Raw genomic sequence first — 14,561 nt, 5'->3', positions numbered from 1 at the left:
GCGACCGGCCGTCACATCCAGTTGTTGCGCATGGCGTACCAGCCGAGCTGGAGCCGGGACGTCACCGACGCCAGGTCCATCAGCGCCCGCAGTCTTCGCTGGACGGTGCGCGGCGAGGTGCCCAGTTGCTTGGCGGTGGCCGCGTCCGTGAGGCCGGAAAGCATCAGCTGGAGGATCTGCCGGTCGACCGGGGCGAGTTCGGCGACCTCGCGCAGGTACGGACGGGAGTGCCGCCAGGCGGTCGCGAACAGCTCGGTGACCAGCATGGTGAGCGGCTGCCGCAGCAGCACCGCGCGCTCCGGGCCGAGCTGGACCATGCCGACCTCGCCGTCGGCGATGGCCAGTTTCAGCAGGGGGCTGTCGATCACCCGGACCTGCTCACCGCGGCGCACCCGCTCCTCCAGGGCGGCCACCGCGGCCGGTTCGGCGAGGAAGTCGCGGTCGACCAGGAGCTGGTAGGTGACCCCGGGGACCGAGTCGAACCCGGGCGGCGCAGCGTCCGCCGGCGACGTCAAGGTCCTCGGGACCGGTGTGACGGTGTTCAGTCCGGTCAGGAACGCCTGGAACGTGTGCCGGGCGCCGGTCTCCAGCTCCAGGATCCTGCGCCCTTGGGCCACCGGGCCGTCGACGGTCTCCACGTACACCAGACCGTCGTCCGCGGGCCGGGCGCGGACGAGGCCGGCCACGGCCGACTCGGCGCGCCGCAGGTCCTCCCCCAACTGCCGGAAGACGGCCTGCAGCCTCTCCTCCGTGTCCGTCGGCGTGTCGTCGTGCGCGGGTTCACGGGCGGGCGGACGAGACGCGCGCTCCGGCACCTCAGTGGTCCTCGCGGGATTTCCGGGATCGCGCGGGGGCGTGGGCGTGGACATGGGCCTCAGTCTCGCCGACGGCCACGGCCGCCCGCCGGGGCCCGGAGCCGCTCGGCGGAAGGGTGGAAGGGCCCGTTCACCTTGGGTTTACTGGCCGTTGAGCGGGGCGCCACTGTCAGGGAAGCGGCGATGGCGAAAGTACGTCATGTCGTATCCTCGCCACGCCCGCGAACGTGAAAGCGGGCCGGCTCCCCGAAAGGCGCCGGCCCGCTCGAGGTCCCGTCTAGCCGAGGGACTTGTTGACCTCGAAGGCCCGGGTGACGGTCTGCTTCACCGAGCTGCCGTCGCTCGCGGCGACCGTGGCGCGCAGGGTCGCGTACGAGGCACGGAGGGGTGCGATCAGGTAGGCGTGTGCCGACGAACCGTTCCCGGTGGCCACCACCTTGACGGTGTGCCAGGTGACCCCGTCGTCCCAGCTGACCTCCAGCCGGGTGGGGCCGACGGTGGCCTCGGCGGCGCCCGGGGCGCGCTGGACGGCCAGGTCCACCCGCGTCAGAGCGAGGAACCGGGCTCCGCCGGACTCGTCGAGACCGTGCGGGGTGAAGCGGACGGCCATCAGCGGCAGGACGGTGCCGGCCCCTGCGTCGGTGTCCGAGTCGAAGGACCACTGCGCCTGCACCCGGGTGGACAGGGCGGCATAGGCCTGGTCACGGGTGAGGTCCGCGTCCAGGGTGTACCGGCCCGGACCCGCCGGGGCCGCGACGGACTTGGCGCTGCCGATGGCACTCCACTGGCTCACCTGCTGCCCGTCCTTGGCGAGCTTGAGCGTTCCCGTGGCGCCCCAGTCGGAGCCGCCGCGGGTGCCGTCGCCGTCGACGAACCACGGCGTTCCGGCCCAGACCACGGTGTCGTCGACGCGGTAGGCGGCCACGGCGGGCAGCGCCGGTCCGACCACCGCGGCCGCGAAGTCCAGGCGGCGCAGGGCGTGCGGGCCGAAGGTCTGTGCCGAGGTCGCGATCGACTGGCGGCCGGCGATCGTGGCCCGGTCGAGCCACTCACCGGCTGTGCGGTAGTCGCGCACGATCGAGGGGAAGCGGACCTGCTGGTCGATGAAGAGCGGCAGCAGGGCGTCGTCGTCCGGCGTGGCCCCGGTGGTACCGGCGGCAGGGGCGCCCTGGGCGTTGAGGTGGACGCGTACGTCGGTCAGGTCACGGCGGTGGACCGAGAAGGCGGGGCCGGCCGGCACACCGTCGCTCCAGGTCCGTGCCACGTGGTAGAAGAACGGGCTGGGTGCCTGCGTGGAGGCGTCCTTGGACGCGAACACGGCGAACGTACGGTACTTGGCGTCCGCCTCGGCGAACGGCGTCGCGTACAGGGTCTGTCCGGCACGCTCGCCGGTGGTGACCACGCTCAGCGTGTACATCCCGGTGCCGGCGGGCAGCGCGAGCGCGGCCTGTACGGCCGTGGCACGGGCGGCCGGGTCGTGGACGTCGACGGTGACCGGGACGGCGGTGCGGGCGTCGAGGTCGACCGCGGTGTCATCGATCGGGGTGACGGAGGTGGCGGCCATGGTGGTGGTGCGCTCCGTGCCGGTGCCGCTGGTGATCGTCATGCCGACCCAGTACTGGGCCTCCGGCACGGTCACCACTGCGGTGCCCGCGGTGAGGCGGACCGGGTAGCGGTCGCCGGTCCAGCGGTTGACCAGCAGGGCGGTGCCGGTCGCCGGCGTGCCGTCGCGCTGCTCGGCGTGGACCGTCACCTGGTGACTGGGCACGGGGCTGTTCACGGCGAGGATCGTGCGGGTGACGGGCGTGCCGTCCTGCGAGGCGGTGAGGACCGCGGACCACGGACCGTGCGGCAGCAGGGTGGCGCGGGTAGTGACACTCGCGGTCGCGGTGCCGTGCGCGGGGACGGTGACCTGGTCGCGGTCGACCGAGAACTGCCCGGCGTTGCCCGGCTGGGCGGTGGGCGAGAGCGGCTTCTCGATGGCCAGGTCGAGCGTCGTGGCGCTGTCACCGTTGTTGGTGAAGGTGACGGTGTGCTCGGTGTCCTTGCCGGCGCCGTCGGACCAGCCGGCCGTCGTCGTCAGGTTCGCCGGGGAGGCGAGGACCGTCTGCCGCACGGCGGTGCCCACGTCGACCCGGCCGGTGCCCTGCTGGTACGGCGCGCGCTTGGTGTTCGGCTCGGCGCTGTTCATGAGCGCCGTCTTGATCTGTTCGCCGTTCCAGTCGGGGTGCGCCTGGGCGACGAGCGCGGCGGAGCCCGCCACGTGCGGGGTCGCCATCGACGTACCGCTCTTGGAGGTGTGGCCGCCGCCCATCTTCGCGGCGACGATGCTGACGCCGGGTGCCGTGATGTCGGGCTTGACCGCGTTGTCACTGGGGCGCGGGCCTCGGCTGGAGAACGCGGCGAGTTCGTCGTCGGCGTCGACCGCGCCCACGGCGAGGGCGGCGTTCGCGATGGCGGGCGCGCCGACCGTGCCGGTGCCGTACTCGCCGTCATTGCCCGCGGCGACGACGAAGAGCGTGCCGCTGCTCGCCGACAGGTCGTTGATGGCCGCGATCGCGGGGTCCGTCTCGTCGGCCGGCCCGCCCAGGCTCATGTTGACGACCTTGGCGTGGACGGTGTTGACCGCCCAGTCGATGCCGGCCAGAACCGCCGAGGTCGGGCAGGAGCCGGTGTTGTCGCAGACCTTGCCCACGGCGAGCGACGCGTCGGGGGCCACGCCGCGGTAGGTGCTGTCGACTCCGGCGATGGTGGAGGCCACATGGGTTCCGTGGCCGTTGTCGTCCTCGGCGGTGTCGCCGCCGAGGAAGTTGGCCGAGACGCTCACCCGGCCCGCCAGGTCCGGGTGGTCGGAGTCGTAACCGCTGTCGAGGACGGCGACGGTGACGCCCTTGCCGGTGTATCCGTCGGACCATGCCTGTGGGGCGTTGATCTGCGGGACGCTCTTGTCCAGGGCGACGTGCATCCGGCCGTCGAGCCAGAGCTTGTGCGCGCCGCCGGCCAGCGAGCGGCCGGTGCCGGCGGTGAGGCGCTTCCAGGTGGCGGCGGCGTCCGTGCGGCCGTGCGGGTCGAGCGAGGTCAGGCCCAGGCGGGGGATCGTGTGGCCGGGACGGGCCGCGCTGCCGGCCGCCTTGCGGGCCTGCTTCGCCGCACCGGTTCCCTTGGCGTGCTGGACGATCATGCCCACGCCACCGTCGGCGGTGGTGCCCTTCGTGCCGTAGCCGGCCTCCAGCAGCGCCTTGACGTCGAAGAGGCGGGGGTCGAGCCGGCCGGCGGCGAGCAGCGGATCGGCGTCCGCGGGGATGACGCTGACGTCGTCCGCTCCCACGGAACTGGTGGTGAAGGAGACGCCCTCACGGCCGGGCGCCGGGCTGACCGTGGCCGAGCGGATGGCGGTGCCGGAGCGTTCGACCGTGACGGTGTCGCCGGTGGGCAGCGGCACCGTGAAGGTCGAGGGCACGGCCGGTCGGCCCGTGGTGTGCTGGCCGGGCGGGCCGGCCGCTTGCGCGGCGGTGACGGGTATGAGTGTCGCTGCCACCAGACCGGCGGCCGCGACGATGGATCTGACCTGCATGAAAGGAACTCCCAAGGTTCACTGAGCGTGGATTCGTCGCATCCTCGCAGCGCAGTGGGGCTTCAACGGAGCTCTTAGGGTGGCGACTTGACGACGCGTCGTAGACCCGCCACCGCTCCGGGGCACACGAAAGGGCCGGGCCGTCGTGTGACGGCCCGGCCCGGTGACGTACGGCCGGATCAGTCCTTGCGGTACGGCACGTTCCGCTCGACGAGGCGCAGCGGTGCGCCCCGGGCCAGATCGTAGGCGGCGTGGTCCTCTGAGTCCGAGGACGCCCCGGCCCTCGCCGGCGAGCTGCCGGGCGGTGTACTCCGCGACCTCGTCCGGGCCAATGGCGAGGGGGTGCCGCCGTCCTGAGCCGATGTCCGTACGCCGCGGGGCCGTCCCGGAACGGGCGGCCCCGCGGGCCTGTCCAGCGGATCTTCGCGGGACAGGCCCCAGGCGTGTCTCAGCGGACCTCGTAGGCGCGGACCATCGTCTGGCCGACCCGCGCACCCTGCCCGTCGGCGAGCGTGACGCGCAGATGGACGAAGGTGCCGGCGGGGACGTCGCCGGGCACGACCGCCTGCCAGGTCCCGTGCGACCGCTTCATCTGTGCCGGGTGCCAGTCGGTGACCGCCTCCGTGGTGGTCTGACTGCCGTAGGCGTACTCGACGCGGGCGTCCCTCAGGGCCACCGGACCGTCCGCACCGTCCACGACCGCCCCGAGGCCGATCGTCGTCGCCTCGCCCGCCGGGCGGGAGTTGCGCAGATCGGACGGCAGGTCGAGCACCGGGACGAGAAGGCGCTGGGCGCCCTGGTCGGCGGCGCCGGAGCGGAAGTTCCACTCCGTGCTGTAGGCCAGCCCGGTGCGGTCGATGCCGGTGGCGGGCCGCTGCCACGACTGGCGGAACGTCACGTCGGCCTGCTCCCGGGGCAGCTCGTAGATGCCCGAGACCTGGGCCTGCGGCTCGCCGTTCACGAGCAGCTGACGGGTGCCGGAGTCGAGCCGGGCGATGGTGGAGTCGTGACCCCCGGCGTCGCCGAACGGGGCGATGGTGAAGGTGAGCCGGTTGCTGTTACGGGTCATCAGCGCGGGGCTGTAGGTGTTGCGCACGGGGCCGTACGGCGACTTGTACCAGTTCGCCGTGGACGCGCCCTGCCGCACCGCGCGCGGTCCGTCGTACGCGGTGCCGCTGGTCGTGCCGAGGTCCCGGCGCATCAGCGTGGTCCAGGTCATCCCCTCGCTGCCGGACGGCGTGAAGTACTCGGTGCGCTGCTGCGGGGCGTGCAGCGGCAGCGTCGTGCCACCCGCCCACACGGCGGCCATGCCGGGCAGGCCCACCTTCACATCGGACCAGTACGTCGTGTCGCCCGAGGCCTGCTGCACGTGGTAACGGGCGTCGGTGACGGCGAGCTTGCTGTCACGGACCCGCTGGATGCCCGGGCGGATCGCGTCCTTCGAGGTGTACGCCAGGTTGTAGACGTACGGGCTGTTCGCGGTCGCGGTGCCGGCCCAGCTCACCTTCGCCGAACCCGTCTGCCCCGCCTCCGCCTTCAGTGCGAGGGAGTCGTCCCACGTGATGGTGGCCTGCGGAAGACCCCCCTCGGGGCCGGTGATCTGGAAGCGCCCCTTGCTGTCGGGGACCGCGGCCAGCACACCGGCGGCTCCGGCCTTCCTGGCAGCGGTGTCCCACAGGTAGGCGTTGCCGCCGCCCGTCCCGGCGTCGACCAGGGCGACCTTGCCCTTCAGGTCCTGGGCCGCGAAGTTGGCGTCCGTGCCCTTGCCGATCGCGACGACCTCGGCGGAGTCCCGGCCGTCGAACTCGGTGGCCTTCTGCACCGGCAGCGAGTCCAGGACACGTCCGCCACCCGTGGTGAACCGGGCCTGCGGCGCGGTCTGCCGTACGGAGGCGAGGAAGGTGGCCTTGTCGGCGTGCCGGACCGGCTGGGCGTAGATCTCCTTGACGTACGACGGAACGGCGGTCGCGTAACCGGCGAGCATCCGGCCGGTGTCGTCCAGACCGTAGGTCAGGCCGATCGCGAAGCCGTTGGGCCGGCTCGCCCGGTCGGTGTCCCACGCGACCCGCTCGGCGTCGCGGGCGTCCAGGGTGACGGTGGTGTCGCCGGAGACGGTGAGCTCCGGCCGGTAGAGCTGGGAGACCGAGGCCACGCTGCCGATGTCGCCCGGCTCGTCCCTGGTCATGATCATCCCGCTGAGGGAGTAGCTGCCGAGCGGCACCCGGATCGTGGTGCTGCCGGCGGTCGGGTAGCCGATCGTGTACCGCCGGGCGCTGTCGCGGTGGTCGTCGAACAGCTGGAATGTCGAGAGGGACGACGCCGGGTCGCCGTGCCGGTCGAAGCCCTTGACCGTCAGGTCGGCCGACGGCACCTCCAGGTGCACGCCGAACGGAACGGTGACGCGCACGCCGTGCGCGCCCGTGCCCACGAGGCGGCCGGTGAGGGTGCCGTAGTCGCCGGCGTCGAGCTTCGCGGCGGGGTCGATGCGCACCGGGACGTCGGCGGTGCCGTTCGCGGGGACGGTGACCCGGGTGCGGGCGGCCGAGGCGAAGCCGCGGACGCGGGAGCCGTCGTCGCCGCGGACGTCGCCGACGGCGACGGTGAGCGTGACGTCCTTGTCCGTGACGTTGGTCAGCGTGACCGCACGGTCGACCGCGTCGAGTCCCGCCTGCGGGTACGCGAAGTCGCCCAGCAGCGGATTGGGGTCGCCGACAACCGGCTGGGTGGTCGCCCGGGCCACGTCCATCGGCCCGGCGCCCTGGTCGAGGACGGGGGCGTCGGTGCCCTTCGCCGACGAGGTGAGCAGCGCCTTGAGGCGGGCGGGGGCCAGGCCGGGGTGCTGCTGAAGCAGGAGCGCGGCGCCGCCGGCGACGTGCGGGGTGGCCATGGAGGTACCGGACATCGACTGGTACGCCTGGGCGTCACGGCCGCCCGCGCGGGCCGCGACGACGTCGACGCCCTGGGAGGCGATGTCGGGCTTGGCGTTGATCCCGTCGGCGGAGGGTCCACGGCTGGAGAAGGACGCCGTCTCGTTCTTGCGGTCGACGGCGCCGACGGTGAGGGCTCCGGGTGCGCAGCCCGGCGTGGAGACGGTGCCGCGCAGCGAGGCGTTGCCCGCCGCGATGACGAACAGGGCCTTGCCGCTGAGCCGCTGGACGGCTTCGACGTCCGGCCCCGTGCAGCTGGTGGAGCCGTCGGCACCGAGGGACATGGAGACGATCTGGGCACCTTCGGCGACGGCCCACTCCATGCCGTCGACGATGCCGCTGAGGGTGCCGGAGCCGTCGTCGCCGAGCACCTTGCCGACGAGGAGGTCCGCGCCCGGGGCCATGCCCGCGTACCGGCCGGCGGAGGCGGCGCCCGTTCCGGCGATCGTGGACGCGGTGTGGGTGCCGTGGCCGGTGCGGTCCTGGGCGTCCTGGTTGAGGACGAACACCTTGCTCTGCTTGATCCGGCCCGCGAGGTCGGGGTGGCCGGCGTCCACACCGGTGTCCAGGACGGCAACCTTGACGCCGGCCCCGTCGAGCCCCGCCTTGTACGCGGTGGCGGCTCCGGTGAGGGGGACGGTCGGGGTACCGAGTGCGTCGACGGCGTTCCCCCGGACCTTGGCGTCGAGCCAGATCCTGGTGACGCCGCCGGCCGCACGGGCCGAGTCCTTCGCCGGGGCCAGGTCCTTCCAGGCGTCGGCGGCCGACGTCTTGGTGACGGCCAGTCCGGCGCCGCCGATGGAGTCGAGCGCGGCGGTCGTCCTGACGCCGGGGCGGGCGGTGCGGGGCACGCGGCCCCCGGCGTACTCCACGATCACCGGCATGGTGGCGGAGTGGGCGTCGTCGTAGCCGTCGGCGACGAGCCGGCCGATGTCGAAGAGGCGCACGTCGACGAGTCCGGCGTCGACGAGCTTCTCGACGCCCTGCGGGAACACGTAGGTGCGGTTGCCGTCCTGCCACACGGCGGCGGGGTGGTCGGTGCCGTCCACGGGGCGGGGCGATGCCGAGAGGACCCGGCCGTCGTGGCCGACCCGGGCGTCGACGACGTCACCGGTGACGAGGGTGACGGTCACGGTGCGGGCGGTGTCGGTGCCGCCTGTGACGGGTGCGGTGGCGGCGGGTCCGGCCTGGGCCGCGGGTATGCCGACGCCCAGCAGGGCAACGGCCGCGAGCCCGGCGGCGGTGGTCCGCCATGGTCTGATGCGTCTCACAGGGAACAACTCCTGGTCGAATGGGCGCTGAACCAGAAGCGTCACCAATTCCGTTGCCTCATGGGGGCGTTCGGGCTGGCGAGAGGCCGCCATGGCGTAATCACGACAGGGCGGGCACCGCGGACCCGTACGCCGCTGACGTGCCACGACGGGGGTCCCTGGCCGGTTGTGTACGGGAGCGGCGAGAATGGGCGCATGTCGCCCGTCCCAGGAACACCCTCCCAGCGGCCCGCCGACTCCGCGTCGTCCGGTCCTGCCCTGCGCGCGTCGCTCACCGAGTTGCAGGACCATCTGCGGGGCGCGGACGCCGCGCTGGCCCGGCTGCTCGGACAGTGGGGATCCGGCGCCGGCGGGAGCGACGACCATATCGTCCGGGTCCTGGAGAGCCGGGAGGAACAGGCACGGCGCGTCTACGACATCGAGTACGCCGCCCGCACCACGTTGTGGGGCTTCCAGTCGGGGGCGAACACGGTGGCGCCCGTACCGACGACCCTGCCGGACGGACCGGACGGACCGGACGGTCGGCGGACAGACGGAAGTGGACCGCCGATGCGCAAGGACGGCAATCCGGACGCGTCGTACCGCATCGTCGTGGACCGCGACTTCCTCTCCGAGCCGGCCGCGCTGCGCGCGCTGGACCTGCGGGTGGAACGGGGCCACCAAGTCCGGGTCGTCGACCAGCCGTTGATCAAACTGCTCATCGCGGACGGTGAGACGGCCATGGTCCAGGTGGAGCCGGGGCGGTCGCTGGAGCTGCGGCCGCCGCTCGTCGTGCTGGCGATCGAGCTGTTCGAGTCGGTGTGGCGCCGCTCGCGCCCGTATCTGCGCGAGGACGGCGACCTGAGTCCCACCGACCGCCGCATTCTGCAGCTGATGCTGTCCGGACTCACGGACGCGGCGACGGCCCATCAGCTGGGCACGTCGCCGCGTACGGTGCAGCGCCGGGTCCGGGCGCTGATGGATCTGGCCGCCGTGGCCTCACGCGTCCAGCTGGGCTGGTACGCGATGCGCAACAACTGGGTGTGAGCCCCCGTTGCGACGGCCGTCCGTCTACATCAGGTCCAGGTAGTCCTCCAGCGACTTGCCGCGCAGGCGCTTGACCGGGTCGGTGTACCGGTCGGACCTGCTGTTCTGCGCCAGGTAGTTGTCCTTCACCCAGGCGAGGTCCCTGGCTCCGACGGTGCCGTCGTGGTCGATGTCGGCGGCGCGGTCGGCCGTCCCGCGCGCCGCGTACACGGCGGCCGCGTCCCGGACGTCGACGACGTCGTCGCCGTTCACGTCACCTGCGACGAGGGCGGCCGCCGAACTGGCGGTGTTGCCTGCCACACCCCAGGTGCCGTCCAGGCCGAGGTCGATGTCCTCGGTCCACGTGAAGTGGCCGGGTACCGCCACCCGGAACCGGTACGGCTTGTCGGACGGGGTCAGCCCGCTGACGGAGATCCGGCCGGTCTTGTCCAGGGCCACCTCACGGACGGTGCCGTCGGGTGCGGTGAGGGTCGCCTCGATGCCGTCGGCGGTGTGGTCGCGGACGTTGTCGAACGCGCCTTCCCGGGTCAGCAGGGCCTGGACGGCCGGGCGGGCGACGAAGGTCGAGGTCGGGTTGAGCATCCGCACCGCACCGTAGAACAGGATGTTCAGGTTCGTCTTGGTGCCCGCCGTGTCGACGGCCGAGGTGCTGCCCGTACTCAGGCCCGCGTTCGCCGTCACCGTGCCACCGGTCACCTCGTACGTGACCTTCACCAAAGGCATCGAATCGCCGCTGAGGCCCGCACTGTCGGCGACATCGAAGGAGAGCGTGCTGTACGACGACGATCCGGCCGACACGTCGGTGCGCCGGATCGTGGAGGGGCCGTGGGCCTTCAGTTCTGCGGTCGGTTCGATGGAGACGAGCTTGACGTTCCGGTCGTCGTAGCGGATCTGCGAGGTGAACGTCTTCCAGTTCTTCAGCTCGTGTGCGGTCAGCGTGTACGTGACACGGTCCCCGGCCCGCGCCGAGGACGCGCTCGCGTCGCCGACCACGTAGGGCGTGCCCTTCCTCATGATGTTGATCTGGCGGATGCCGCTGATGTTGCCTGCCGCGTCCGTGGGCCACAGCTTGAGACGCGTGACGGGCGGGCCGACGGGGGTCTTGACCTGCCCGTCCACGGCCCCGTCGGACGCCACCGGCAAGCTGCCCTCGGGTGCGTTCGGGCTGTAGAGCGAGTAGTACAGGCGGTTGTCGCTCTGGCCGATGTCGAGGCCCGCGGCATGGATGGCGTCGGCCTGCGCGTCCAGCAGGGTGCCGGTCACGTTGAACGACGTGGCGTCGGCAGGCTGTTCGACGACGGTGGGGTGGGCCGGGTCCCAGGCTCCGTAGGCATCCTCGTACGCGGGCAGTTCGGAGTCCACGTACACGTCGCGCAGCTCGCTGTCGGTGCCGCCGGCGGCGTCCGTGCCGACGATGCGCAGCTTGTAGTGGCCGTCGTCGATGAAGCGGCCGCGCGGGTCGAACGGGGTGGCCTTGTCACCGGTCGACGGGAAGTACCAGGGACCGACCGTCGCGGGGCCGTAGAGGACGCCCTCGGTGAGACCGACGGTGTTGATGCCGCCGACGTAGCCGAGGTCCTTGCCGTCGGCGTCGGTGAGGAAGATGTCGATGCTGCGCAGCTGTCCGGCCATCCGCAGGTTGAAGGTGGCCGCCCCGGACCCGACGGCTCCATCCTCGGAGCCCCGTCCGGTCGACATGACGGACTTGGTCATGTCGACCTCCTCGAACCCGGACTTGGCGACCCGCAGCCCGAACGGGACGTGCAGCGCGGGCATCCCGCCACTCCGCGGGGTCAGCGTGACCGTGCCCTCGTAGTAGCCGGCCGCGGCACCTGCGGGCACGCGCAGGGCGGTGGCGACGGACTTCCTGCCGCGGGCCCCGACCGTGATCCGGTCGCTGGTGGTCAGGGTGATGTGCGCGGCGTCGGCGTCCGCCGAACTGCCGGAGCCGCGGCTGAAGGCCGTGCGCACGTCGTACGTGACGGGCCTGCCGCTGTCGTTGACCACACGCAGGGTGCGCTTGAGGCTCGTGGCGCGGCCCACCGGCAGCACGCCGAGGTCCAGCGCGCCGGTGACGGCGTCCACCTCGGTCTTCGTGCCGTCGACCGTGATGTGAGGGGTGGTCTCCGGGACCTGAACGGCGGCGGTGGCGTGCACCGCCGCGTACGGGTCGACCGCGCCTGCGCCGGCTTCGAACACGCTGACGTCGCCGGGCAGGGCCGTCGCCGTGTTCATCAGCGCCGTCTTGATGTCGTCGGGGCTCAGGCCGCGGTCGTGCTGGAGCATGAGCGCCGCGGTGCCGGCGACGTACGGGGCCGCCATGGAGGTGCCGCTGAGGCGGGCGTAGGCGTAGGTGTAGTCACCGCCTTCCGGGTCGACGATGTCGGCGGGTACGGACGACAGGACGCTGACGCCGGGTGCGGTGACCTCGGGCTTGATGGCGGAGGTGCCGTAGACGGGGCCGCGCGAGCTGAAGTCGGCCAGCGCGCCGTCGCCGAGCCGGAAGGTTCCGGCCGGGCTGAACGAGACCTCGGCGCCGGATGCCGTCAGTGCGGCGCCGTCGGCGGCGGTCACCGAGAACGTGGGGACGTACCGCGGGTTCTCACCGATGTAGAACGGGATGTGGCCCTCGTCGGCGTTGTCGTTGACGAGGAGGACGGCCGCGGCGCCCTTGTCCTGCGCGCGCCGCACCTTCTCGTCCAGCGGAATGCCGCCGCGCCGGACCAGGGCGGCCTTGCCCGTGACGTCCTTGCCGGTGTAGCCGGCGGCCGTGCCGGTGCCGACGTCGACGACGCCGAGGGAGCCGTCCGCCAGCTTGTCCAGGGCGTCGCCGTAGGGCTGGGCGAGCAGGCGGCCCTCCGCCGTCACCGATCCGGCGCTCAGCTTGTACGCGGGCAGGGTCAGCGGTTCGGAGTGGGCGCCGACCGTCAGCGGGAGGGCGGCGGCGGCCGGCGTGGCGACGGTGCCCGCATTGGGGCCGCTGTTGCCGGCTGCGATGACTGTGGTGACGCCCGCGAGGACCAGGTTGTCGGCGGCTATGGACTGCGGGCTGAGCGGGTCGTTGATGGCGGCGCCCAGCGACATGTTGACGACGTCCATGCCGTCGTCGGCCGCCTTGTCCATGGCGGCGAGGATGTTGCTGGTACTGCCGCTGCCGTAGGGACCGAGAACGCGGTAGGCGTGCACGGAGGCGTCGGGGGCGACGCCGTGCGCGGCGCGCGCCTTCGCGTCGGCGCCCTGCCCGGCGATGATGCCGGCGACGTGGGTGCCGTGCTCGGTGTAGTACGTGGAACCGGCGTTGGTCTCGGCCTGGCCGGAGGCCTTCCAGTCCTCGTACGTGGTCTCCATCGGGTCGGCGTCGTCGTCGACGAAGTCGTAGCCGCCCTTGTACACGCCCTTGAGGTCGGGGTGCCGGTAGTCGATGCCGGTGTCGATGATGCCCACCTTGACGCCCTTGCCGGTGATGCCCTCGGCGTGCAGGCGGGCCACGCCGTCCTCGGCGCCGGCTGCCTCCGGGCCGCCGGATCCCGTCGCCTCCGGGTCCGAGAGCGCCTTCACCGTGCTGTCGGGCCACACCGAGGCGACCTCCGCGTGGTCGAGCAGCTCCGCGACCCGGTCACCGGGCAGGCTGAGGCTGACGCCGTCGAAGCTGTGGGTGTAGCTGCGGTGCAACCGTGGCCGGGGCGCCCGGGACTGCCGGCCGGACTTCCCCGAAGTCGCACCCTTCTCGGTGAACATGCCCTTCAGCACGTCGCGGAAGGCGCCCTGTGCGTCGGTGACCGCGTCGCGCGCGTCCGTCTCGCTGAGGCTGCGTCCCTCCGCGGCGGCGAGCAGGCGGGCGGTCCGGGCCGGCGGCGTCCGCAGTTGCACGATGACGTCGACGGGGTCGGCGGAGTTCAGCGCCGCCTTGTCCGTGACGTGGAGTCCGCCCACGTCCAGCGTCGCCATCCGGTGCAGTGCCTCTCGCTCCTGGGAATCGAGGGAGGCGAGCACGCTGGCGGCGCTCGGCGAGGTGTCCGGGGCCGGTGCGGCGACCGCCGCGGGCGCCACGCCCGCCACTGCGGCAAGGACGGCTCCCGCCATCACCAGGGAAAGGCGTCTCTGTTCCGGGTCACGTGTCATCTTCTGTCTCGCTCCGCTCTGCACAGCGCCGGGGACGTTCGCACGATCATCAGCGCGTGACGGAGCGACGCGGAAGAGCGGCCGGTGGCGGCTTCACGACGTGTCGTCAAACCGCCATCGCGGCCGGGGATCTCGAAGCGGGAGACAGAACGACAGACAGAACGACAGACAGACCGAAGGATCGCCCGCACCGGACGACGCCCCCGGCTGCCCGTACGCCAGAGGGAGTTGCTCGGCCATGCGGCAGTCTTCCCGGCGGGAGGCAGGCTCGGACCGCCCGACGTGGTGGGAGGGTTCGGTGCCGGGCGTGGTGACGCCCCCACTGTCGGGGGGATCTCGCGGCCGCACAGACTCCGCTCGCCCGGGCCGGGACCTGTCGGCACCGGCCCGGTGTGGAGGCCGTGCGCATGCCCTCGACAGCTCCGGTTCGCCTCAGGTGCAGCGCACTTCGGACATGAGTGGTGACACATCACGAAGGGGACCGAACCATGGCATCAGCACTCCCGACGATCATTGTCGTGTTCTTCCTCGTCGCACTGGCGGCGTGGATCATTTCCGCGTTGGCGGGCGGCCGGAAGGACAACGACGGCGGCGGCAGCTGACAGCCGAGGCGGTACGTGCCGAGGCGGGCTCTGCACGACACCTCGGACGTACACGGCCGGCGCAGCCCGCGCGGGGTGCGGGGACGTGGTGTGGCGCCGGGCGGCCCCGGATCGGCAGGCCATCGGCCGGTCCCTGCCTCCCTGGACCCGCTCCTGGGGGCGTTCGAGTGCCGGGACGGGGCCCCGGGCCGGTCCCACCGGCCGGACCCCTTGGCCGGCCCCAG

Annotated in this window: 5 protein-coding genes; 1 reads left to right on the top strand and 4 read right to left on the bottom strand. The window is 72.6% G+C overall.

All coding sequences use genetic code 11. The features are described from left to right. Positions 1-11 precede the first annotated feature (11 nt). From ACGFZA_RS09175 to ACGFZA_RS09165, 3 genes are all read right to left on the bottom strand, one after another. A complete protein-coding gene (locus ACGFZA_RS09175; RefSeq protein WP_393678428.1) occupies positions 12-869 on the bottom strand; it encodes a helix-turn-helix transcriptional regulator in 858 nt (285 codons plus the stop codon). A gap of 223 nt (positions 870-1,092) precedes the next feature. Beyond that, entirely contained in the window at positions 1,093-4,389 is a 3,297-nt protein-coding gene (locus ACGFZA_RS09170) for a S8 family serine peptidase (protein ID WP_393678426.1), read from the bottom strand. Between the two features lie 448 nt (positions 4,390-4,837). Then, positions 4,838-8,587 (bottom strand): S8 family serine peptidase, encoded by a 3,750-nt coding sequence (locus ACGFZA_RS09165; protein WP_393678424.1) that lies wholly within the window; start codon positions 8,585-8,587, stop codon positions 4,838-4,840. Between the two features lie 195 nt (positions 8,588-8,782). Between ACGFZA_RS09165 and ACGFZA_RS09160 the strand changes: the two genes are divergently transcribed. After that, the gene (locus tag ACGFZA_RS09160; RefSeq protein ID WP_393678422.1) at positions 8,783-9,613 is read left to right on the top strand and encodes a helix-turn-helix transcriptional regulator; all 831 of its coding nucleotides are present in this window, start codon (positions 8,783-8,785) and stop codon (positions 9,611-9,613) included. Between the two features lie 24 nt (positions 9,614-9,637). Here the strand turns inward: ACGFZA_RS09160 and ACGFZA_RS09155 are convergent, their stop codons facing one another. Beyond that, a complete protein-coding gene (locus tag ACGFZA_RS09155; RefSeq protein ID WP_393678420.1) occupies positions 9,638-13,735 on the bottom strand; it encodes a S8 family serine peptidase in 4,098 nt (1,365 codons plus the stop codon). Positions 13,736-14,561: the final 826 nt, after the last annotated feature.

This window comes from Streptomyces sp. NPDC048211, from assembly GCF_043202315.1.
Lineage (GTDB): Bacteria > Actinomycetota > Actinomycetes > Streptomycetales > Streptomycetaceae > Streptomyces.
This window is presented reverse-complemented; position numbering and strand designations above follow the sequence as displayed.